At 44.3% G+C, this 23,221-nt stretch carries 24 protein-coding genes; all 24 read right to left on the bottom strand.

Features of this window, described 5'->3' with window-relative positions; genetic code table 11:
• Window positions 1–134: 134 nt before the first annotated feature.
• Window positions 135–4,232 (bottom strand): hypothetical protein, encoded by a 4,098-nt coding sequence (locus RIG66_RS28545; protein ID WP_446382669.1) that lies wholly within the window; start codon window positions 4,230–4,232, stop codon window positions 135–137.
• A 132-nt stretch (window positions 4,233–4,364) separates the two neighbouring features.
• Window positions 4,365–5,258: a hypothetical protein gene (locus RIG66_RS28540; RefSeq protein WP_446382668.1), complete on the bottom strand. Its 894-nt coding sequence runs from the start codon at window positions 5,256–5,258 to the stop codon at window positions 4,365–4,367.
• Window positions 5,259–5,284: 26 nt separating this feature from the next.
• Window positions 5,285–6,727, bottom strand: a complete 1,443-nt coding sequence (locus RIG66_RS28535) for a lipase/acyltransferase domain-containing protein (RefSeq protein WP_446382667.1) — start codon at window positions 6,725–6,727, stop codon at window positions 5,285–5,287.
• Between the two features lie 399 nt (window positions 6,728–7,126).
• The gene (locus RIG66_RS28530; RefSeq protein WP_446382666.1) at window positions 7,127–7,417 is read right to left on the bottom strand and encodes a hypothetical protein; all 291 of its coding nucleotides are present in this window, start codon (window positions 7,415–7,417) and stop codon (window positions 7,127–7,129) included.
• Window positions 7,418–7,450: 33 nt separating this feature from the next.
• On the bottom strand, window positions 7,451–8,293 hold the full coding sequence (locus tag RIG66_RS28525) for a ThiF family adenylyltransferase (RefSeq protein WP_446382665.1): 843 nt from the start codon (window positions 8,291–8,293) through the stop codon (window positions 7,451–7,453).
• Complete coding sequence (locus tag RIG66_RS28520) at window positions 8,293–8,901, bottom strand: Mov34/MPN/PAD-1 family protein (RefSeq protein ID WP_446382663.1); 609 nt, start codon at window positions 8,899–8,901, stop codon at window positions 8,293–8,295. The genes RIG66_RS28525 and RIG66_RS28520 overlap by 1 nt, the downstream gene beginning before the upstream one ends.
• Window positions 8,898–9,647 (bottom strand): hypothetical protein, encoded by a 750-nt coding sequence (locus RIG66_RS28515; RefSeq protein WP_446382662.1) that lies wholly within the window; start codon window positions 9,645–9,647, stop codon window positions 8,898–8,900. Before RIG66_RS28515 ends, RIG66_RS28520 begins: the two co-directional genes overlap by 4 nt.
• Complete coding sequence (locus RIG66_RS28510) at window positions 9,644–10,408, bottom strand: hypothetical protein (RefSeq protein ID WP_446382660.1); 765 nt, start codon at window positions 10,406–10,408, stop codon at window positions 9,644–9,646. Before RIG66_RS28510 ends, RIG66_RS28515 begins: the two co-directional genes overlap by 4 nt.
• A 9-nt stretch (window positions 10,409–10,417) precedes the next feature.
• Window positions 10,418–10,852: a hypothetical protein gene (locus RIG66_RS28505; protein ID WP_446382658.1), complete on the bottom strand. Its 435-nt coding sequence runs from the start codon at window positions 10,850–10,852 to the stop codon at window positions 10,418–10,420.
• A 13-nt stretch (window positions 10,853–10,865) separates the two neighbouring features.
• The gene (locus tag RIG66_RS28500; protein WP_446382656.1) at window positions 10,866–11,348 is read right to left on the bottom strand and encodes a hypothetical protein; all 483 of its coding nucleotides are present in this window, start codon (window positions 11,346–11,348) and stop codon (window positions 10,866–10,868) included.
• Window positions 11,349–11,359: 11 nt separating this feature from the next.
• Complete coding sequence (locus tag RIG66_RS28495; RefSeq protein ID WP_446382654.1) at window positions 11,360–11,746, bottom strand: hypothetical protein; 387 nt, start codon at window positions 11,744–11,746, stop codon at window positions 11,360–11,362.
• Window positions 11,747–11,794: 48 nt separating this feature from the next.
• Entirely contained in the window at window positions 11,795–12,679 is an 885-nt protein-coding gene (locus tag RIG66_RS28490) for a DUF6884 domain-containing protein (protein ID WP_446382652.1), read from the bottom strand.
• Between the two features lie 3 nt (window positions 12,680–12,682).
• Window positions 12,683–13,252, bottom strand: coding sequence for a hypothetical protein (locus tag RIG66_RS28485; RefSeq protein WP_446382650.1), 570 nt, complete (start codon window positions 13,250–13,252; stop codon window positions 12,683–12,685).
• A 128-nt stretch (window positions 13,253–13,380) separates the two neighbouring features.
• Window positions 13,381–14,268, bottom strand: a complete 888-nt coding sequence (locus RIG66_RS28480; protein WP_446382648.1) for a WGR domain-containing protein — start codon at window positions 14,266–14,268, stop codon at window positions 13,381–13,383.
• A 47-nt stretch (window positions 14,269–14,315) separates the two neighbouring features.
• A complete protein-coding gene (locus RIG66_RS28475) occupies window positions 14,316–15,992 on the bottom strand; it encodes an AAA family ATPase (protein ID WP_446382646.1) in 1,677 nt (558 codons plus the stop codon).
• 2 nt (window positions 15,993–15,994) lie between these two features.
• Window positions 15,995–16,198: a DUF2997 domain-containing protein gene (locus RIG66_RS28470; protein ID WP_446382644.1), complete on the bottom strand. Its 204-nt coding sequence runs from the start codon at window positions 16,196–16,198 to the stop codon at window positions 15,995–15,997.
• A 73-nt stretch (window positions 16,199–16,271) separates the two neighbouring features.
• Entirely contained in the window at window positions 16,272–16,793 is a 522-nt protein-coding gene (locus RIG66_RS28465) for a hypothetical protein (RefSeq protein WP_446382642.1), read from the bottom strand.
• A 64-nt stretch (window positions 16,794–16,857) separates the two neighbouring features.
• Window positions 16,858–17,943 (bottom strand): hypothetical protein, encoded by a 1,086-nt coding sequence (locus tag RIG66_RS28460; RefSeq protein WP_446382640.1) that lies wholly within the window; start codon window positions 17,941–17,943, stop codon window positions 16,858–16,860.
• Window positions 17,944–18,088: 145 nt separating this feature from the next.
• Window positions 18,089–19,279, bottom strand: a complete 1,191-nt coding sequence (locus RIG66_RS28455) for a hypothetical protein (RefSeq protein ID WP_446382638.1) — start codon at window positions 19,277–19,279, stop codon at window positions 18,089–18,091.
• A 352-nt stretch (window positions 19,280–19,631) separates the two neighbouring features.
• On the bottom strand, window positions 19,632–20,147 hold the full coding sequence (locus RIG66_RS28450) for a crossover junction endodeoxyribonuclease RuvC (protein ID WP_446382636.1): 516 nt from the start codon (window positions 20,145–20,147) through the stop codon (window positions 19,632–19,634).
• An 85-nt stretch (window positions 20,148–20,232) separates the two neighbouring features.
• The gene (locus RIG66_RS28445) at window positions 20,233–21,321 is read right to left on the bottom strand and encodes a hypothetical protein (RefSeq protein WP_446382634.1); all 1,089 of its coding nucleotides are present in this window, start codon (window positions 21,319–21,321) and stop codon (window positions 20,233–20,235) included.
• Between the two features lie 53 nt (window positions 21,322–21,374).
• On the bottom strand, window positions 21,375–22,082 hold the full coding sequence (locus RIG66_RS28440) for a hypothetical protein (RefSeq protein WP_446382632.1): 708 nt from the start codon (window positions 22,080–22,082) through the stop codon (window positions 21,375–21,377).
• 75 nt (window positions 22,083–22,157) lie between these two features.
• Entirely contained in the window at window positions 22,158–22,919 is a 762-nt protein-coding gene (locus tag RIG66_RS28435) for a hypothetical protein (protein ID WP_446382630.1), read from the bottom strand.
• 115 nt (window positions 22,920–23,034) lie between these two features.
• Window positions 23,035–23,214 carry a hypothetical protein gene (locus RIG66_RS28430; protein ID WP_446382628.1) on the bottom strand — a complete coding sequence of 60 codons (180 nt, stop codon included), beginning with the start codon at window positions 23,212–23,214 and terminating at the stop codon, window positions 23,035–23,037.
• Window positions 23,215–23,221: the final 7 nt, after the last annotated feature.

Here is a 23,221-nt window from a genome sequence, read left to right as displayed (position 1 = left end):
TCGCCCTTGTTTGAGCAGTCGCGGTCTATAGCAATCCTAAATGAGAATAGAGAAGCACTCTAGACAGCGCCAGGGATTGACGCCGATTCTTTCTCCAAAATCATCTAGGATTACTATATGACCAGTAAAGCTCTTCAACCAGCTTGGGTATTCAAAAGCCCTGATATCTTTCGCCAATCTGGATGCACCCATCCTGCAATCCGCACTGCCTCCGATAAAACTGTTACTGACAGCTTTAATTCAAGTTTTTCAAAAGTCGGTGCCCATTCTGATAAGACAGACAAAAATTCGTTCAACTCTAGCAAGCCAACAGCTACAAGAGCTTCTTCAAAATTGATGACTTGAGTTGCCGTAACAGGTGAATGCTTCAGCACATTTGATTGTTTTACTTCCAACTTAATGTTCTGAGCAACGTTGCTACTTTCAGTTAAGTCTCCTTCAACTTTAACTGCCTGTCTAAGCTGAATTAAATCTGTAACTGTCTCAGATTGAATCTTACTATCATCAATAGATTGAGCGATTTGCTCAGCATCTATAAATTGTCCTGCTTTAGCTAAAGCACTAGCAAGCCATTTCAGGGCTAACGCTCGACTTCTACCAAGTTCAATAGAGTGAGCTAGTTGTTTAGCTTGAGTAAACTGCCCCGCGTGAACTAACCCATTTATCAGCTCCTTCAGTGCCCATCTTCGACTATTAATAGATTCAATAGATCGAGCCATTCGTTCGGCTTCAGTGAATTGTTCTGATTGAACTAGGGCAATGACTAATTCCCTCAATGCTTCAGAGCGACTTTCAAGAAAACTAATAGCTAGAGCTGCTTGTTCAGCTTCAATGAATTGCCCTACCTCAGCGAGACTGCTGGCTAATTCTCTCAGGGCAGCATTAGATTTACTATTTCGAGCAATCTCTCCAGCTTTTAAGAAAAGTACTACAGCTTCGAGTTGTTGTCCTGCCTGGTTCAGAGCAATTGCTAAATCATTTAATGCTAGTGCACGATTTGTAGGGTTCTTGATGGCTAAAGCTACTTGCTCAGCTTCGGTGAATTGTCCTGCATAAGCCAGAGCAAGCGCAATTTTACTTAAAATTGAGTCAGGTTTGCTGATCGTATGGGCAACTTCTTCTGCTTTTTTGAAGAAGGTCATGGCTTCAGCCTGATGTCCCAGTTGAATCAGAGTAACTGCCAAATCCTTGAATGCCAGTGCCCGACTCTCACTACCTTGAATTGCCTGAGCTACTTGTTCAGCTTGGCTGAATTGTCCAGCCTGAGCTAAGGCAAGCGCTAACTGTCTCAATGCTTTAGTTTGACTTGCACAAATCTCAATAGCTTGATCTATTTCTCCTGCTTCAGTAAAGGTTGTCAAAGCATTAGTTTGCTTTCCTGCTTGAACTAGAGCAACTGCTAATTGCCTTAATGTCTCTGCTCTGTGTCGATAATCTTCAACAGTTTGAGCTACTTGCTCAGCTTCGGTGAAATATTGTACTTCAACCAAGGCGATAGCCAGTTGACATAGTACTTTATCTCGTTCTTTAAAGTCTTCAATAATTTGAGCAGTGTCTCTTGCTTCAGCAAAGACTTCTACTGCTTCAGGCTTCTGCTCCACATGAGCTATAGCAGTTGCTAATTTAATCAATGCCTCAATTTTCGTCCTGTAGTCTTCAATGGTTTGAGCAATTTCTCTTGCTTCGGTAAAGGCTTTTACTGCTGCTGATATTTGTTCTTTTTTGATTAAGGCAATTGCTAGTTGACTTAAGGCTTCAACTTTAGTTTCAGTGGAATGAATCTTTTGGATAAGTTTCTTAGCTTTAGCGAACTTTCCTGCTTGAGCTAGAGCAATGGCTAACTGACTGAATGCTTTTGCTTTAGTTTGGTCTTCCTGGATCGTTTTGGCAATCTGCTCAGCTTTAGCGAACTGCCCTGCTTGAGCTAGGGTGATGACTAATTGGCTGAATGCTTCTGCTTTAGTTTGGTCTTCTTGAATCGTTCTGGCAATCTGCTCAGCTTTAGCGAACTGCCCTGCTTGAGCTAGGGAAATAGTTAAATGCTTTAATACTTGTGTTCGTTCCCGATCCCGTTCAATAGATTGTGCCATCTGCTCAGCTTTAGCGAACTGTCCTGCTTGAGCTAGAGCGATGGCTAACCAACTGAATGCATTTGCTCGCTCATGATGAGCTGTGATAGTCTGAATAACTTTCTCAGCTTCATTAAACAGTCTGAGCTTAACCAAAATAGTAGCGAATTCCAATAATGCTTTCAACTGTTCATATCCACGCCCCTTCGCAATGTAGATAGATTTGATGGCAGCTTCGAGCTGGTTAGCCTCTAGTTTTAGAGCCTGTGTAGTTTCAGTCATTATTGCAGTGAATTCCGTCCGATGTCCTATTCGAGCTAAAGCAGTACCTATTTTAACCAATGCTTCTACCCGACTCTGTTGAAATACAATCGATTGAGCTTGTTCCCACATCTCCCTCAGTAGCGTAGAATTGGGAGGCTGACCTTTAGCTTGTTGTGTGTTGTAGATTACCCAAAAACTCTCAAACCTTTGTGCAGGATTGGGACGTAGGCGAGCATGTTGTATAGCTTTCGCTTCACCACCTAACCAGACAAGAGTCTTTAGATCTGTATCGTTATAGCGACTTGCTCGGTGATAAATAACCTGCCGTGCTGTGTGAAACTGGACTAGTTGTTTTACTTGTTCAGGTAGTCTTGGGTTATTGAAAGCATTCAAGGCGAGTTCTAAATCAGTGGCATATCCTTCATCACTGCCATAATGAATGAACTTAGCGTGCATCCAATTTGCAGAACTAGTTAATAAATTACATAGATCTTGATGCTGTCCGGCTTGTCTCAGGTGATATGGGAGGTAACAAAAAGCATAGTCATCTTGAATGCTTGTCCAATCTATGTCTAACCATGATTTTACTCCTGCTCGGTAGTAATCTACTATCCTTTGATGCTGTTCTTGTGCATCACACCAGTAGCTCTCCGCTCGATCTTCATCCTGCAAAAAGTTTGCCAAAGAACTGTGATAGATGGCGTAGGTACGTTGGCTTGCAGGCAAGGATTCATCTACGTCTAAAAACTGTTGGAGTTCTTCCAGCACTCCTGCAACTTCAGACTTGCTCATCTCTGTAAATCTAGCCAATTGTTCTCTTGTCAACGCCTCTTGAGCGATCGCTAATGTTCCCAAGATAGGAGCATATTGCCTCCGCCAAGTTTTCTTGTCTTTGCCAACCAGACGATACAGAAATTCCCGATAGATACCATCTAAACCGTTTGGCAACTGCTCCAACGTGGTCTTAGTTATTTCTAAGTGCCCTTGGGCGAGCATTTTCAGCAGATAGGTAACGTAGAGGAAGTTGCCATCACTCTTCGCACTAACTGTAGTGACAAAGCTGCCTTGAGGCAAATCGGGTGCGAGTTGTGCTACAAGTCCCGGTTGCTGCTTCAAGGCTTGCCAGACATACTGATTGACATCCTCCTGGCTATGCTCTAATCCTTCACCCATCGTCAGGGAATACACCACTGCACGATCTTGCAGAGGTTCTAAAGCTTCTATCTTGGGACGAGAAGTCAGCAAGAAACGCACCTGTTGGGGTAAGTCTTGTACTGCTGAGAGCAAATCAACAATGGTTTTCTCTCCTTCAAACGTTAATGCCTCATCCAAACTGTCCACCAGAATGGTAATGGGCTTGTCAAAACCATTGCCGTAGATAGTGTTCAGTGGGTCTAGCAACACTCGATTGAATGCTTCCTGACCACTCCTGAGACCTGATACATCGAGGTTGTTGACGACTACCCCTTGAACGGTGCTGTCCTTGACTGTGCCCAGGTTTTGCTCAACCCGAATATTGACCTCTTTTTCCCCAATATTCAGCAATACCTCAGCGTACTCAGAGATTTGAGATAGTTGTAAAGCAATTGACTCGGAAAAATTCTTCGGGTCAACCCAGGTACTTCGGGAAGCAGAGCAGAAATGAGCAGCATTCGGAAAATTGGCAATCGAATTTTTAGAGATTGCTTGTTGATTCACTCTGCGTTGGTATACTTGACCAGCAATTGCAGTCTTACCACTCCCCGGTTCCCCAGTCAGCAGAAAGTAACGTGAGCTATTGGGGTCAGAGAGCCAGTCATGGATCTTCTCAAATACCCACTGCCGACCTGTGAAGTTTTGGATGCGGTCATTTACGTAGTCTGTGAAATCGAGTCTTACTCTGCTACTAGCTACTGGCATAGTCCATTCCTAAGGCAAAAAGTTAAAGCTGATTGAGTTAGTAGAATGTGATCGCAAAATCCGCCCTGGTTTCAAGGTTTACAATTCTGCTGCTTGACACAAATAAATGATAAAAATAACGATTTTATTCAACTAAAGTTCACCAAAATCTCCACCTCTGATAACTGTCTGATTTCCCTTTCCAAGTTTTACATTTGACTCAATATCTCTTCGGCTTTTAATTCTGTCTGCTTTTACTCCTGTAATCTCACCACCTTGCTGTTCTTCAACATCTACATTGAATAGAGCTTTGGGATTTACTTCAGCAGCGTTAAGATTCGGAATTTGCAAAGACTCCATTTTCCAGAAATATTTAGCAGTGGCGATATCAATTGCAAATTTGAATGCTCTGTTGGGATTACTGAGTTGTTTCTTTCCTGCACTAAGTGCCTTATCAAAGGATAAGAACCCACTAGAATTACGTCCAATTGCTTCCGGTTCTTGCGAATTACCAAAACTCTGAGTGTGTGCAAAACCTGTACACTCAACTGCAATATAAGCATCGTCCTCGATTAGCTTTTTCAGCTCTACTAAAGACTCTTCACCTTGAAAAAGTTCAGGTTTATTGAAAAGTCCTCTCTCTCTTGCAAAACTGTTCCAACCCTTGCGTTGCTCGTTGAGCGAGACTGCTGCCAAAGCATGTCCTTCAATCACAACTAACAATGGCAGCAAGTCATAGCCAAAGCATAACCCACAAAAAAGAATTGCTAAATCGAGACAAGTTCCTTCACCTGGATTAGAGAGAATCTCCGACGGTGTCCGTATTTGCTGAATCTCATCTTCCGGGTGATACTTCTCTAGAGCATATGTAATACCTCTACTAACTAGGGTCTCATAGATTGCTTTAACTAAAGCTCGACGACCATCCCACTCTTGTAAAAGCTTCAAGCGATCGTCAACAGGCAGTTTGTCTAGCAACTTTACTGAATCTTCAGTAACAAATCTTGCTAGATCTTTTTCATTTGCTTTTGACCATTTCCATTCCATATACATTCTTCTCCATCTGATTTAAGCTACTCAACTACTTCAAACAAATCATGAACAGCACTAGGTATCCCAGCTCCAGCATTCTCAGTCTGCACACTCACACGATAAAGTCCTGGCTCCAAATCGCCAATAGTCAGAACCCAATCCTTCTCTTGTTCATGGAAAGTGTAGGTAGTTGCTGCTCCTGAACCAGAAACAGGTGTGATTTGGGCTTTTACTCCTCCAGAGTTTTGAAAGTTAATTAATTTAGCGTGTATTTCGACAGGCTCATCTGCTAAATAGAGATCATCCAAACTAAGACTTATAGCAGATTGCCCTGTTGCTTCTGGAGTAGTTTCTGGCCCACGAATATTTTGCCACTGAATTTGCATTCCCTTAATTCGATCACGCAGTTCCTGCAAAACTCTGGTGTGATTCTGGATAGACCCATGCCGCTCAGCAAAATAGGTTTCCCTGAGATCGTTCGAGAGTTCAAGTGGGACTGCTGACAAATATGGAACGGTTCCATCGCCGTCGCTTAGTAAGGGATCTATCCATTCTGGGAGGTCTGAGCTAACTTTAATCTGACCATCGATAAAACTGGCAGATTGCAATGTTGTTTGCTGAATGCCAACCATAGGAATCGTCTTGTATGATTTTCGGTACTCTGCATCTTGCAAATGACTATTTATAGCATCTTCAATTTCACGATGAAACTTCAGCGCATCCTTAGCTTTCTCTCTGACTATGTTGGGTAAGTCAAAAGGAGCTTCAGCAATCCGATGATATTTGTCACCAATCTTGAGCATCTTATAAATAGGCATCAGTTGATAGACAGAAGGAAGTGACCGTAACACTTCCGCCAAATCAAGAAATTGCTTTTTGTATCCGTTCGCTAGAAAGTTCACCCCATTGACTGAACCACGATAAGGGGTGCCGAAGGTGAATAAAGCTTTACAATCTCGCCATCCCTCCAGTACCTCTAAGTAATAACGAGAAACAAGCCCCCCCATACTATGTGCCAATAAAATTACTTTTGCATCCTTAATGCCAGTGAATTCTCGCCATTGCTTCAATCGTTGGTCGAGGTATTTCTTGAGTACCTTGGCATTGGCACGGTTATCACGTCGCCAGTCATAGGGAAACTTGAAGAAATTTGCTGGCTTATTTTCACGAATATTACCAGGAACAACCTCGAAGTTGTCAGTGATTACTCGGGCAGTTGCAGTGTAGCCATCAATCTTGACAAGTCCTGGAACTAGATGAGCATCATCGACCAAGCGAACTGCCTTAATGCCATCGGGTGCATCATCGGCTTCTGGATCATCCCTGTCGAGCTTGAGCTGATAAAGGGAGTCTCCAAAACTCCTCAACACTTGCCATGCTGCCTGTCCCGATACTGCCCAGATATCCTTACCATCCTTTTGGAGAACGCTCCCTGTAATTCCTGGCAGAATGACTACAATATCGCGCATTTTAGTTTTTGGCACTGTCTATAACTCCTTCTAGTTCGCTCGAAGAGCCTAAATAATTTCTGCGTGAGATGATAGTTGACTAGCGATCGCTTCGCCGCTATAAATACAGAGGAACTCTCGTAAGAGAGTTACCTCCAATGCTTCAACAAAAGCATCTACCAAAAATTATTTCCTTTCAGAAAGTTAGCTAATAACAAGTTTTGATTGATTGTCTATAGTTATCCGGAAAAATTAAATTAAATAATGAGCAATCCACTCCCCTATCAGTTTTCACAGTTTTTATCTGTCCTGATACAGGGAGAAATCGCGATTAATCAAAGACTGTAAAGTCTTGCATCAATCTAGCATTAGTAGAATCCCGGTGTCACTGAGCAGTAATTTTTCTTTACACACTACTAGCAATAGACGCATCCATCAATCTAACGGCAGGTAAGGGGTGTGGTCAAAATCCGTTGGTAAGTAGTCGGACAAAAGTAAACGGCGCTGTATTGAGTTTTGTAAAAGCCTGTGATCGCGTTGAACAATTGCCCCAACTTGAAAGTCCCCGACTTGAGGGGGTGGAGATGGAAACAAGGGATAAAGAATAGCCGTAACAATTTGAGTTTTTACGGTTATACATTCCTGTTGAGACAGACAGTTGTGCAGAAGTTCCAATCGGGGTTGGGTGGGAATAACTGACCAAGCAGATGCTGAAATTGCTCTCATGATGCAAATGAATAAAACATATCGCCGTTGGTGTTAACTTTCCTGAAAAAAATTGACCAGCGTATTAGGTGAACTGTACACAGAACGGCTGCTACCAACTCCCCCATGAAAATAGGTAGCAAAACGCTTCAGTCCTCTGGTAAGAGTTAGTTGTGCCAACATTTCTATCGCTTCAGCGGCAACTCGTTGATTAATGAACAGAGCTTGTTGATTTAACCTAGCCATCTCCGCACAAGATAAACGACTTGATTGCAGAGCTTCTTTTTCAGGCGTTAATAATGTCGGCGCTACTACACTAGGAGACGGTAGGTTGACGCAAAAATTTGGTGTATCGGGGTGATTAAAAGTATTTTGAAGCGTCAGAGAATGGGTAGAACCCAATAGCACTTGACCCGCTGGTATCCCATTACCCTGATTACCGCAATCCAGCCACCAAATATTAGGAACTTGATAGTTATGATTAATCTCCAAAGTTTTGGCAATTTCCGTTCGTGCCGCCGCATTGTCCACAGCTCCAATAACAACAGTCAGTTTCCCCCATTCTGGCTTAACCATTTCCGCTTCAAACGAAGAAGCAATTGCCCGAATTTCCAGTCCATAAGCCAGACTGTACCGCCGAGCCAACACTTGAGCTTTATTGAATCCCATCTCAGCTTGGACAAAGTTTTGCCGGGGTATATTTTTAGACTCAACATTATCCGCGTCAACAAAAGTAGCAAAAGCCCTCTTTCCCCCTTGGTTAAGGGCGAGAATTAAACGAGCGAGACTGGGAGAGAGAAACCCGCCCGTTCCGCCACATCCGACGAGGATAAATTGTACATACCGATAATCTCCTACCATGACAGGTAGGGCTTGGCTGTATTCTGAATCTATCATTATTGTTTCTGAGTCGTTCTATCCAAAATTAGCTGAGGCATTTGAAATATCCAATGAGCTGGAATATGCCAAAAATCACCATATAACCCAACTCGCAGCCGAAACGTCGGCTGGGAAAAGAGAGTCCCCAAGACTCCAAAAATCCGGAATCCCGTCTCATCAGCGTCGTCTGTAGAGGAGAAATCAGCACTTAGAGTCGGGTGAGAGTGAACCTCAATCAAGGTATTGTGGTAAGATGCTCCGAGGACAGGTTGAACCGAGGTCGGAGTAGCCGTTTGAGCCGGGATATCCAGTTGCCATTGCCCATTCAACCCGTGCAGATAAAACAGAATTTCATTCGGATAGGCTTCTTGAGAGCGCACAAGCATTTCTGTGAACAATTGTTCAGGTACTTTGGGATAATCTAGATGCAAGTAGGGTTGAATCGGCGCAAGTCCCCCAATTGGACATTGAGCCATGGGAATCATTACCTCTAAACCAACTCGCTTACCTCGTTTAAAGACGCCATTACCAGCTATCACGTACTCAACCATCTGAGCCTGGATAGGCGGTAATGTGTCCGATTGGGCAGTCAGATATTGCACCAAAGATGGTATGGTATTATTCATAAAAGGATTCGGTTGATGACTTCCTCGACCGTGCCAGTCTGAGGAGTTCCGCATTCTAGAGCAGACCGATAAGAACGATATGGGATCAAGTCGCGCAGTGGGTAGCGTTTCTTCCCAGCATCCTGTAGAGTAATAAGGTGCGATCGCACGTCATCGGGGTAAGCTTTTGATTTCCCACTGACACTATCGCCATTAAAGGGACTAGAAAGAAAAAGCTGCCAAACGTGGTCAAGGGTAGCTGAAGCAGCATTGGGAACAGAGTTAGAACCAAAGCAAATCGCCCCTGAAGGGGAAACATTCGGTAAAGGAACATGGAAAACTTCGGCGAGACTGTCGAAGTGGCGAGACTTCACCGCCCAAAGATAATAACGACTTCCCTTCCCCATGAAAATTAAACCGGGTAACGGAATATCCAGTCTGAGAGGTTTGTCAGCCAGAATGCAGCAGATTAGGTAACGGTTAGGAGGGATAAACTTAACCAGCCAATCCCCCTCAGAACCACTCCCCCAGCGGACAACACCAGGGGGGAGAAATCCTGAATCCACCGATAGATGAGTGAAAGCAAATCGAACAGCTTCCGGGGAAATGAGTTTGGTGATGGTTGCTTCTCCCTCTTGGTAGCGAACGATATATTGCCCATCTAAAATCAGCAATTGACAGAGAGATTGATGGTTGATTTCCTTGTGAATCAGAGAATTGGCAATAATCGAAGGGTCAATCGAGGGAAGGGGCGGGAGTAGTGTCATGATATTTTAGCTTGATTCCAGAGGTCAATGAGCGGCAAATATCGGGTCTTATCTGCCGCAATCCAGCGTCTAAGTTGGCTTTCCTTATCCCATAACTGCAACGCCAGTTTCCACTGTTCGGTCAAACCATCTAAATTTTGCCTTGACCAGGCAAAATATTCCATACATTCCCAACACGAATCAATCCAAATACAATTGGTCGAATGGTCTACAATACTCAGGGCGTCGTACAAATAGCCTAAGGGTTTAGGAGCATATTGACAGAGAATTTCCAACCGATCAAAATCCAGTTGTTCGACGGGAAGGACAAAATCTAGGGTTATCCCCAACCGCTCTTGCCATAACGAAACTGAAAATTCCTGACCCAAAAGGTAAATAAGGAACTGGTGAAATTCATCAAACTCATCAATTCCCCGTTGATACCAATCCAAATCGTGGGGATAAACCGTAATATACGACATTCGCTCCTCCAGCGCCTCACCCCATTCCCACTCAAGTCCGATGGGAAAGAGTCGTTCTTCAACTAGGCGAAGGAATTCCATTTCTTTGGGACTGTGAGAGCATTCCCAACCCTCATAATCTGGTTTAATACTTGCTGTTGATTGAGTCCACTCAGCCGGAAAATACTCCCGATACAGCGACAATAGAATAACTTGTTGCGAAAGCCTTTGTAAATAATCTATCCCCTCTGCAAACGAGAGGGGTATAGAGAATGAACTCAGGAAGTCTAAGGCTTCAGCGTAGGTAAAAATCGGAGTCATTGATGCCAATCAAAAGCCAAGCAGTGGAGTTTGAGCAGGAATGGGTGAAGCCGATTTGAGAGCAGAGGTAGCCCGCCTCGTTTCCGTAGAGGCTTTCTCGCCGACGTGAGTGACATCCTGGAGTGTTGACTGAAGCGGAATCAGCGTTTCAAGGGTTAATCCGCCTTGAATCTCTAGTGCTTTAAGTTGTACCGCCAATAGAATCACTGGATTAATATATTCAGGAGCATTCTGCCAAATTTGCCAGGGAGTCTGGGTATTGCCTTTTGTCCCAGGTCGTTTGACAATTTCAATTAGGGTTTCGCCCTCGTTTTCTGTGCGTTTAAAGTCAGCATTGGCAATATCGGGATAGAAGGGAAGTAGGGTATCGGTGATGGTTTGGTCTGTGGCTGCTTGTTCGGGAGTCAGGAGAATTTCCTGACCTTCTATGAGAATTTTGGGCATGATTAAAATGAGGTTAGAAAAGCGTTAATTGGTGTTGGGCTTCAAGGGATTGGGAATCCGGAAAATGAATAGGTTGAGCTGGGGGTAACTTGCAGGGTTTTGGAGTCGGTTTAACCGTTATTTGTCGTTGTGCGTCTTCCTGTTTTTGCCGCCACATCTTTCTTTCAGTTGCTGCAGCTGCCCTTTCTGGCATTTGGGACTCTAACTCCTCCAGCATCTGTTGAATAACTGGAGGTAGGTTGAGGGAAGAAAGTGTCGTTGTCGCTAAAAGTGGCGGATCGTTCTTGATTCCCACTCCAATTGATACGGTTCGGTTTTGGTTATCTTCAGCGCTGGAGAGAATCTCTAAATGAATAATAATTCGGGCTTTCTGAAAGTTGTAACTTTCGTCCGCCGTGGTGTTTTCCTCCAGGGAATGAGAGTCTGGATTGCTATTCTTATCCGCAGGAGAGTTATTAGAGGAGAGAGATTTTCTGGGATGGGCTGGTTTTGACATAACTGAAAATCCTAAAACTCAATATCGCCAAGTAAACTCTCTTCAGATGAGGCGCAGATTTCATCTTCACCGTACCAATCAATCTCTCTAACAGAGAGTTTGCCTTTATAATTAATCGGCTTGAGTCCGTAGAGCCAGGTTGGGGGTTCATCAAAATCGAAGGGGGGAACTATCTGAGCGGCGACAATGCGATATCGTGGGCAGTCTTGACGGTTTCCGCTAGATTCGTTACGTTTAATAACGTTTTGCAAGTAATTAAATTTGGGATTTTTAAAGTTTGACCAATCCGCGTGGGGAAAAACGTCTATTTCTATGCCAATTTTCCTTTCACAAAGATTCCGTTGGGGGGCAATCGGTTTAACCGTGTTCCCGTTTGAATTGATAGCTGGATTAACCATTATCCGTTCTCCTTACTTATCAGATATCGAGGGTTTAGATTGGTCAATCTAAATTCCTAAGGAAAGCTGCCGAAATGAAGGTGTGTTAACCTTAAGCCAGTGCATTTTCCTGCCAATGGCGAGACCAGCGAGTGGGGTAGTAACGGTGTAGAGTTGGGCAGCTTCTAACGGTTCAATAATTCCTGCGTAATATTGGCGTCCCCCTAAAATGACAAACTCAGCGCCCAAGGGTGCGATCGCTCTCAGTTGATTGATCAGCTTGTTGCACCAAGCGTGTCGTTGAAAAGGGGTTAGTTTGTAGGGATTGCACTCGTAGGGTTCAAGAATTTGCTGTGGATGTACAACACCGTGGAGTTGGTTAGCAACGGTTTGAATAATAGTTAGGGCGTGGGAGACGTTGCCAATAGTAGCGAGTCCCCCCAATCCGATTAGCTTGTAGCCTAACTTAATTAAGTCTAAAGCCGCACGAATTCGTTCACAAACCGATAATCCATGAGCAACAGCAACAGGGGTTGTATGAGGCAACTGGGTTTTGGCAAGTTCTAAGAAGTTACGAGCGTTAATCCAATTAAATTCCCTTCTGGCTTCGCGTTGGCAGCGGCTGAGATTGGCGAATAAAATATGGTCGGGTGCAGTGACATAGGTTTCCTGGTTGGGGTGTAAACGTTTTTGGTAAGAGCGAATCGCCCATTGTGCATCAACAATGTCTTGGAAAAGGGTTGGAGTATCTTGCTTTCGATAAGTCCACGCACCACAATCGCCGAATAAAGGAATAGTAGGATCGGGAAATACGGCGTGCTGATAAGCTAAGGAATATATATAGCCGTAGGGGGTAATCCCAGATCCGATTACGTCCCAAAACCCCAAACGTTTGCCTTGGTATTTGATGAAGTCCCCCTTGCCAAATGCCGCAAAAAAACGAGGCGTATTCATTGTTCAAAAAGAGGTGTCATCGCTAGGTAGACGCTTGGTGGTAGAGAGGGTTTCGTTCCAGATGATAAATTTCGTTCGCTCATCGGGTTCCAGGGAATCGAGAATTGGCTCAGATGGTTTAGGAAAGTCTAGATTTACCTCTGGGTCAATCAGGGGAAGAGCCGGAAGGTTGAGGAGAATTTCTGTTACTCGTTGGTCGGATAAAGGTTGGGCGGCAAAGGCGTAACTATACCACAGAGAACCATTCTTTGACCTTTGTGGAGACAAAGTAATTTTTGTAACGACATTGGCTAGATTTTTGACCGAATTTCTGTACCTTAAAAAAGGAGCTAAAGCATTAGATTTGCCGCTATTTAACAGGGCGTAAGCCCAATTATATTGGAAATCGATAAAGCATAGTCCAATCCACTCTTGGGGCGGCATATGGGGAAAAGGTTCGCCAAAGGTGATAGGAGTGGCGTGGAGGATGATACCAGTGAGTGTGTTTCCTATTTTTTCTAAATAGGAAGAGTTGTTTAGGGTTCGGTAGATGAGTCCAGATTTTCGGTTGAGGCGATATCTGGCAATTTTCATGATTGAGTGCAAGTCGAATAAGGTCAATTTTTTAAGGGAGTAATCCACTCTTTCAACCCTGTTCAGGAAGGGTTACCTCCTGATGAGTGGACTGATGCCGTTCAGTTGTGGTCTATCTAGAAAAAATGCTAGCAGCCTTTATTTGTCCAACAGATGTGTGTAGAGCGGAAATCTTCTGCTGTTTGAGAAGGCTTTGTAGGAGGGTCAACGAGAAAGACTCCCCAAGAGATCCACCAAGCTCGGTCAAGCTCTGTAGAGTTCTTAGGTGATTTAACCGCTTCGTTTAGCATTTCTTGACGGAGTTGGCTGATTAAATCAAGTGCCTTTTCCAGTTGGGATAAAACTCTTCGTTGAGTTGCAATCTTTTCGGGATTTCCCAGTAGGGAACGTGCATCTAGCTTCATCCCTACGGTTAGAGGAATAAGTGTGAGGTAGTCGGCAACGGCATGATTAAATTGACGAGATTGGGGATTAGCTAGGTGAAGCGAGACTTGTTGGAGTGCTGGGATTGCTTGGCGTATAGTCTGAGGAGAAATGATACCGAGTTGTGATATAAATACACCTTTGATGGCATCAAACTTAAGGGAGGTATGGTCAGCAATTTTATTTGCTAATGAAGTAATTTGAGCCAATTTTTCTTTGAAATTTTCAGCATTAGCTCCAAAATAACTCCAGTCTAATTGTTGAAAACTATTGAATTCAACGATAGCTTCTTGATAGCCGTTGCTGAGCTTATTAGTAAGGAGAGAGGCGAGTTTTTGCTCAGCAACCGTTATAGAGTTACACAGGTAAACATGGCTTCTGGCTGAATAATTAACTCGTCCGTACTCGACGTACAAATTGCCATCGGGCATTAGCCAAGCTTGCCAAAATTTGTTGGCATTGGTCTGGGGATCTACTTTGATTAAGGATTTGTGAGTAATGGCGAGGCTTTTGTCAATCATGAGGATGCGTTTAATATTAGTTAAATTGAACGCTAGGGCGGTGAAGTCTAATGTTGATGATTCAGAGTTCATAGTTCATGGCTTTTTAATCAACCATGAACCATGAACCATGAACCGGATTAATTAAAGTCAGATGAATCGGGGAAAATGATATTTCGCTCCCAAGAAACCTGACGATCTGTAACTTCTGGATGGGTACTCGTTCGCGGGTCAGGTGCCGCCCAATGAGCTTGTCCAGAACGCACCCACTCTTCTAAAGCTTCGAGTTCTTGAGAGTTAGTAAACTGTGGGGGTTTGATGCTCCCTTGGCGGAGCAGTTCCTCCGTAGTTACCTGAGTAGGACGCTGCTGGGCGTAAGCGATACTGGCACAGGATTCAGTGATATTCCGAATCTCAGCACCCGTGAATCCTGCTGAGGCGATCGCTAATCGAGAAATATCCGCTTGACTCAGAGAAAGTTTGTAGTACTGGAGTTGGACTCTCCAGATTTGTTCTCTGGCTTCAGTATTGGGTAGAGGAACATACCAGACGCGGGAGAAGCGCCTCAGCAGTTCGGGCTTAAATCCCCAGGGGCGGTTGGCTGTTGCGGCAACAAAGACCGATGCACTTCGTTCTTGGAACCATTTTAGGAAATAGCCGAACATCCGCTGACTCGTACCGCCATCAGTTTCATTCCCACTACTACCCGGAAACATCTTATCCATCTCGTCAATAAATAAAATGCACGGTGCCATACTCTCAGCCGCCGCGATCGCGTCTCTGAGATTGGATTCAGATCCACCCAAATCCTTGGTCATCAGCTTGCCTGTATCCAGTACAATCACAGGCAATCCCCATTCTTTGGCAAAACACTTCACCGAAAGGCTCTTACCTGTACCCCCAACGCCGACAATTAATGCTCCTTTAGGGAATGGGATGTTATAAAGTTCTTGGGCTTCGGGTTCTAGCAAGGGCGTGATGGTTGTCGCCCATTCTTTGAGGAAGGGCAATCCCTGAACTTCCACATCCGGCGCCGGGGCGTATTCAATTCCCCGGATTGCATATTTCCGGGTTTTGAGTTGGTTGACCACCTCAATAGTGGTTTCATCCAAGCGACCATGGGTGACGGCGCAGTACTGAATAATATCATCAGCCGCCTCTTGTGTCATTCCCAGGAGGGCGCGAACCAATCGCTTATGGTTTTTGGGGTCCAGTTCAACCGGAAACTCCACGCTTTGCCCTCTGGCACTTTTTTGCAGTGCTTGAATTCGGTAGGACAGAATGGTTTCCGTTTCTACCTCAGAGGGAAGGGGATTTTCCAAGTCAACCACTAAATCTTCAAAGGCTCTTGGGGTGATGAGGTTGTCATGTAGGATGATAATTCGGTTAGGCGATCGCTTGGCAGCCGTCCAAGAATCGATCGCCAGTCGCACGAGAACGGGATTGGGATTAATCCCACCGACAAAGGGGTACAAGTCTTTAATCAGAAACAGAGTCCGGTTGGGGGAGGAAGACTGGCATTCGGCTTCGATATGTTTGAGTAATGCTTCAACAGGATGTCCTTGTGTTTTATAGTTAGCCGCCGGAGACTTTTTGAAGCTTGTAATTTGACCGCTTCTGGTTGTTGGTTCGACTTTCTGGAGTCCTTTTGCTAAATCCCAGATATAGAACTCAAAGGGTCTATTTCCTGCCAAATCAGCAATGTCACTGGCAATTTTATCCGTGACCGCTAATTCGCAACTGGTGGGACTATTAATCGCAACGGTGGCAATTCCGGCATTGAACAGTCGCCGGATTTCTTGAGTGTCTAGTGCCATGGTTATTCTTCAATATTGATGCCGTCGGTGAGGGTGACAGAGGGGTCTTGGTAGTATTCCGGTTTAAGGGTTGTGGAGGCGGTTCCTAATTTATCCAAAGCCTGTGTGAGTTTTGTGCAGGTCGAACCTTGGGCATTAAGAACTTCCACTTTCAGAGGTTGTCCGGCTTTGAGAGTGATTTGAATTTGAGTTGGGGAGTTCATCATTTGTTCCTTAATAAAAAAAGCAAAGGAGATGCAACGAAGCACCTCCTTCAGGGGCGATTGGACAGGCTGTGAATTACCAAGTAGCCGTAGCTTCAACGGATTCAGTTAGACTGGGTTTTTGGCTAAGCGTAATCCGGGTTGAGCCGTCTTCTAGAGCGGTTTCCGTGTAGTTCCAAAGTTCTGGAGGATAATGGATATTGATGTAAGCGCGATCGTGGGCAAGTTGCACTTCATCAACAAAGGTATTGACTGGAGAACTATAGCCACCCTTCACGTCTTTAGTAAAAGCTTTCCCTAAAGCATTCTGATTAAAATCCCAAGGGTCAGCTTGGAGTTGAAACCCTCCTTCTTTTTCATCCCAAAGGAAACCTACATCTAACAAAGCCGAGTGAGACGGAGTATTCAAATAGGTGCGCCGAATGACGATTTGTCCATAGGCGATATCGCGGCGGGAATAGTCGCTAATTAACTTGACGGGAGAATCATGAACTTCAATTTGAGCGTTGATTCCCTTAGCAGCAAGCAGGTTCGTTAGACCTTGGGTGAGAGCTTCCGGGTCAGTGAGTTTTGTGGTAATTGATGAAAAATGGGACATAATTTTTGTTAGCAAAAAGTGGGCTACTCTGAAAAAAACAGAAAAAACGCTCATGGGTAACCAATCACGAATTACCGTTGAAAATTACCCATTCAGAGCGATCAAGTCCTTCCTCTTGCGCCAGTTCTATGAGTTTTCGCTGTTCTCCCAGCAGTCGCTGGTAGATTTGATCCATTTTTTCTTGGAGCGCTCCTTTGCCATTGTTATCGAGCTTTTTAGCATCGACAGAGGCAGTTTCTAAGACATTTTGGATGCGCTCCATGAGTTGTGCTAAGGTCGAAGAACTATTCGGGCTAGCATTGCCAATGAGAACCTGAATCTTTTGCAGATGTTTTTCAATTCGTTTGCGGAATCGAGCCGGCTTTTTACCCGGTTCCCATTGGCTCAAATCTTCGAGCAGTTGAACAGCGAGTTGCTGACCGCCAGCAATGGCAGCTTTTTGGAGACTGGCTTGGAGATTAGAGTCATATTCGGCAATAAATTGGGTAATTCGGTTTAAACAATCGGCTTGTTCTTGGTTGAGTTGTTCGGATAAAGCCGGGATAATAACTGGGCGACCAATGACGACTTGTAGGTAATCTTCTAACTCTTCAAACTTGGGGAACTTAGTGATTAATTCAGTGCGGGCTACTTCCCGCTCATCATCTGTGAGGTTCCACGCTTGGGCGCTGAGGAATTCTTCAATACGGTTTTCAAATTCTGCTCGTCCCGATGCATATTTTTGTTTGAGTTCTTGGCGCAGAGAGGGGGCAATAACGTCCCGAATTTCTATCAGCCGTTGCCAGACTAAGGGTGCTAGTTCTATGGTGCAGATATAATCGCCATCATCAAGGGTCATCCAATCTTTAATTGAATCGATTTCACGTCGCAGTTGGGTTGTGGCTTCATCAAGGGCTTTGAAGCAGGAGATTCCCCGCAGTCCGACTTCGGAACGGGTGACTTTTTCTAAGTCAGAGGATGTATGTTCTTCGCCGTCTGTTTTGGCAGTATTAGCTTTGAGAATTTGCTGCCACTTGGGTGCAGTTTTGCGGGTGGTGTTTTTCAGTCCAATTTTGAAGCGGATGCGGGTTTTATTGAGGGCAGATAAGTTGTGTTGTTGGATGGTGGCGTTTTGTAGGAAAGTGGCTTGTTCGACGGTTGCTGGGGTCATAGTCAGTTATTACAAATTGTTTCGCGCTTTTTTGAGCAGTCGCGATAGCATTGGGTAAGTAAAAAGCATCTGATTGAGTGAAGCGAAGGCTAAAAAGATAAACGTAAACAGACGTAATAATTTGTAAAAATAGACTAACCAACAATCAATCCTTAGCCATCAAACCTTGGGAAGCTGCTTTAATTTTGGCAATAGTATGCGCTCTGTGTTTCATGGCTTGAACACCACTTGGAGGGAATAACTTGCGCGGGAACCCCAAATAAGAATTCATCAGTTGCTCGTCGTCTGTGACTTGCCAATATCCATCATTCATCTTAGCGATCGCTGTTACTCTGGTATGATGGTTATGACTGTTGAGCGAACCCAGCACGCCGCCAAAACTTCTTATCCCTTTATTCTGAATCAGCAACCCTCGTTTTAACTGGGCATTGTTCAGCCGTCTCCAAGTGTGGAAAGTTTGCCGAATGGCTCGGATAAAAATTGAGTGACCCAGCCCATTGGTGCTTTGACCACTTTGTAATAAATTTTGTAAGGATTCTTTTTCTACCATCAACTCCTCCGGATAACTCCCAAAATCCATATACTGGAGGAGCCAATTAATCCTTTTAACCTTGTCAGTTAAATGATTAAAACTATATTGACTTAATTCCTTAAACTCTACCTCAGATTGTTCTCTGTTGTCAGTAATCGGACAGGTTGAGAGATTCAAAATATAAGTCCAATCACAGTATTGGAATGACCATTGCCTATTCCTCAAGGTATCCGCTTTTTCGCCTAACCACCAGATGACATCAACTCCAGCATTAAACAATGCCGTTGATTGATAGTTTAATTCTTGGGGTTTCATGGGTTCCGTTGCTACCATTAACGCAACCATATACCCGGTTGGGAATATAGCAACAACATCGGCAATCCTATCGTGGTTAGGCGCTACACTCACGGGGAAATCAGTACCGACAATAGCACCGCTGTACTGCCCCAGTTCTTCCTCCAGATACGACTTCAGGTGATTTTTGGCAAGTGAATGTACTTCAGTTGATTCAGAACGCCTAAAATCTGGGTAGTGCTGGCGATATTTGGCTTCGTTTGCATCCGCTTTGCTAATGCCATCGACTTCCTCCAGGCGCATCAGCAAGCGATACGCTGTCCACCGTACCTGCCACGCCGAATCGTGCAATGCTTTGATGACAAGGGTTTTCCCTTGGTCTGGGTATTGCAATGCTTTGAAAAGAGCAGCACATCGGGTTTCCTCACTAGAACTGGCAAGTTGTTGTTGAACTCCGTCAATTCCTCCTAAAACTAAGGAGCCGATAGGATTGGGTGTTTGCCCACCCATAACGACGTCGTTATTCTTGGGGTCGGTCATCAGTTGATGTTTGAGCTAGGCAGTTCATCTCAGTTCCACAAGCTGTCAGAAACTGGGACAGTCTGGTAAATATGATACGCCGGAAGCCCCACCCTGTCCTCCGCCAGAGTTGCGAAGGAACGCGACAGAGAATATTGAACGGTCAGTAGATTCACAGGCGCGTGAGACTATTCCAAATTGACCACAAATAGAGTAAAAATGCAACGGTTTTCTGCCACTCACCCAGGTTAAGGGAAAGAATAACCCAGCTTAACCAGACAACAATTGGATACGCAGTTGAGTGATAAAGGTAGCACCACGACGGATATTAAAGATGAAAAGGCTAAGAAATATTGTTAGTCAACCCACATAAGCCAGCATAACCAATCCCAATCGCATCCACTGAATCATCAACGGGAAGATTCTCTAAATCAAACAGCGCACTCAAGATTTCAGCGACTTCATCTTTAGACGCTCTCCCATCGCCCAGATGGGCTTTCCAACTCGATTGATGCAGCAAAACCGGAATAATCTCAGCTTCCCGATAGCAAACTAAATTGATAATCCCAACCGCCTGTAAAACTCCCCCGGCTGCCTTGATTTGTCGGGAAAAAAAGGGCATTTCTAATGCCGCCTTAGTGGGTTCAAACTCTTCCATCAACGTGACCAAATCCTGCTCCAATTCGGCTAAGCGTTCCGGAGTTGATAAGGTTTTTTTTGTTTCAATCGTTCCGTAGTCAATCAGACAGACCGTCCCGTTACTGTCTGTTGTTAAAATTGACCAGCCGACGGTAGCTAGTCCAGGGTCAATACCAAGCCAGGTATCTTCTGCATTCATAGGAGTTGCGATGTCAGCCATTTTTGCTTATTATACTTCTCCTAGGGTGACATAAGAACGATACTACTACTATTTTAGAACGGCTATAAAGGTAAAAAATTAATAATTAATTAACCTCGTGTCGCTTTTGATTTTTAACAACTTGCCAGTACCAAGTGCGGATGCAATATCGGATATGCTTTTGCAGCGATTTTGTAATCGAAGTATTTTGAGCATAGCACCAGTTCCAGCGATCAGCATCTTCTTCCGGTGTCATGAATGAGCGCGTACAGAAACCACTGAACAATTGCCTAGCACTGTCCGAAAAAGGCTGACCCATTAACTGCACATAGCGTTCTACGGTGAGCAGTTCCAGTCCAATAGCTATTGCTGCATTGTTGCGTCCAGAGCCTTTTGCGACACCAGAATCAAGGAGCGATCGCACTTTTATTCGGCAGCAGTAGTATAGAGGTATTGCTAGGGGAATAGGAAGCGGAATTTGATTGAAATGTTGGATAGTTAAAGGGTTAGGAAACTCTATAGGTTTAGGAAGTGGTGAAGTTTTAGGTAAAACCACAAGAGGAGATGAGTTCGTACAGGATTGAAATTGAGGTACAGCATTTCGTAGCCTTTCGTAACCATAAACCCTTCCCGTTTCTGTAATAATTTGCGACAAATTGCATAGCCAATCCGAATTTCCCCAAGCCTTGGGTAAGATATGCCAAGTGCCAGCTAACCGCATGAGACGGGCGGGATTTTTGAGGCTGCGGTCAGCATCTGCGTATTCTAGCAAATCACGCTGAAGATGACACCATTGCTCAATTCCAATTGGTTCATCAAACACCCAATAGGAGTGAATTGACCGACCTCCTGTATCCACCTGAAATGTTGGTGCAGGAAGTTCTAGTTGCTGCCACAAATTCACCTGCTTTAATTTATCTAGGCAGTCGTGTTCATAGAATACAGCGCGACCCTGTGAGATAACCTTATTCTTATATCCACCACCATTAACAACCAGATAGACTCCGCGACCATAAGATTGATAAGTTTCGATAGCCGCCCAGCTTAATCGATTCAGTTTACAACCTTTGTCTAAACGTTTGCGAGAATCCTGGGAATGAAACAAGCAGGTGAGGTTTAGTTTATCGGTTGGTTGATAAGAGAGAAACTCTAAGTATTTTAACACTTGATAGCGGTCAGGTTGAGGAAAAGTCATCTTAGGCGTCGCTTTATTCATGAAGGGCTTTAATTGCCGTCATCGCCAACCTATTAAGTTTGGCGATGATGAAAAGTTTTGATGATAGCCAAAGCCTCCGTGTGACAGTCTTGCCAGAGGTGAAACGGAAAGGTAATCTCTTGAAGTCCTTGTGAACGGGTAGCCACCAAAATTGATATTTTTTGCACTTGAGAGTTGGGATAGTTGATATCAAGTACCAACTTATACAGCCATGTTTGAAGAAGGGCGCGGCGAAAAATAGGAGTTGTCCATTCCCAGGTTGGTAGAGACGGACAATTTACCCCTTTCATTTTCCGTTTCCACAGGGGCCAGACACCTTGATAACCTCGGTTGCCAATCGGGTAGCCATCGAAGGTTTTAAATTCCAAAAGCCAGCGCTCTCCCGTCTCTAATTCAATGACAGCATCTGGTGTACCTGCAAAAAAAAGTGGACGGTGAGCAATGGTTTCTTCGAGGGCAATAATGTGGTACGGTGGTAGAGTTTTCAAGTAGGGAGAGAGAGCTTCCCAATACTCCCTGATTTCATCATTAATTTCAGGAAAAGCATTTCCCTGGAGAAAGACTTGAGCCGCTGCGTGTAGTGTCGTTCCTTCAGAAGCCCGTTGTTGGCGTCGTTGAGACCAAGCACCTTCCCCATGGATTAAGTCGTATTGTTTCTGTTTTTTTTCCCAGTTAGTTGGAAAGGCTGTATCAATAATTTCTGTAACGCTGGGGTAGAGTATTCCATCAACGTCTCGCATTTTTTGTATTCCTTTGTATGAGACAATAGGGCAGGAGGTAACTTGATCGACTAACCTTCTGCCCAGAAGTCGGCTTCAAGCCGTTTGCGGTAAAGCCGGTTGGTTGGAGGGACTTCCCGCTAGAGCCATTAAAGCTTTCTCCGCCGCTTTTTCTGTGACCTCATGGATGAGTAAGTCAGTGTGCTTTTGTCCGATAATTTGAGCTACTTCAATAGCATCCTGTTCGAGTTCCGTTTCGGGTTTACGGACGTTCCACGTTAAATGAAAATAGGGTTTAATGCCCTTATCACACTTGACAATTTCTGTGGTATAAATTTGGGAGACGATGGTTTGGCTAATCTGGGTTTTGATATAATCCTTAGCACTGGCATATTTTGTAGAGAGTTGAGCCTTATTCCCTTCCCAGTCTAAGAAGGCTTCCTGTTCAATTGGGCGGATGAGAATGGAAAACTCATCCATTGAATGACCCCGCATTAAAAAGTGGGACACGATTTGCGGTCGCATTTTACCGGGATTTTCTTGCTTGGTTTTATTGTCATATATCCAGCTTTTTAACGGGATGAACCAAATTTCCTGAAACAGTTCATTACAATAAAATTCGCCCAAGGTTAAATGACGCCGAGCTTTGTAGCCTTGTCGCATTGGATAAATGATCACGAGTTCGACTTTATGAGCCACGATTGCGGCTTGAAATGAACCATCTTGGTAAACTTCAGTTAAATCCGCTCCGAATAGCGTGTCTACAAAAGCACCACCATCGCAACGGAGGTAGTAGTCTTGGCTAATAGTACCCAAAAGGGCGCTGTAATTTCCAGAGCTAGAGGTGATAATTTCCATGAGAATTCAAGAGTCAATTTTTTGCGTTGTTTTGGGGCAGTCGCACTTTTTTCCGAAGGGAGAAGATAAAAAATGTTCTCGTTGAAGATTCGCTTTTGCACGAAGAGGGATAGAATTAGGTTGATTTTTGTAATGCTGGAATTGCCTCGTCATTCCACTCTACGTAGAAGTGATTGCCAATCTGAATATCTTGACCCTGCCTAATGTTGAGGTTATACTTGTTTAGTTGTCGGGCAATCTGGTGTTGTCGTAGCCTCTCTTGGTCAGCATCGCCCATACTCAACAACTGACGCATCAGTTTG

It is taken from the genome of Coleofasciculus sp. E2-BRE-01 (assembly GCF_040221695.1).
In the GTDB taxonomy this organism is placed as follows: Bacteria; Cyanobacteriota; Cyanobacteriia; order Cyanobacteriales; family Coleofasciculaceae; genus Coleofasciculus.
The sequence above is the reverse complement of the archived record's forward strand: the minus strand, read 5'-3'. Positions and strand labels throughout refer to the sequence as shown.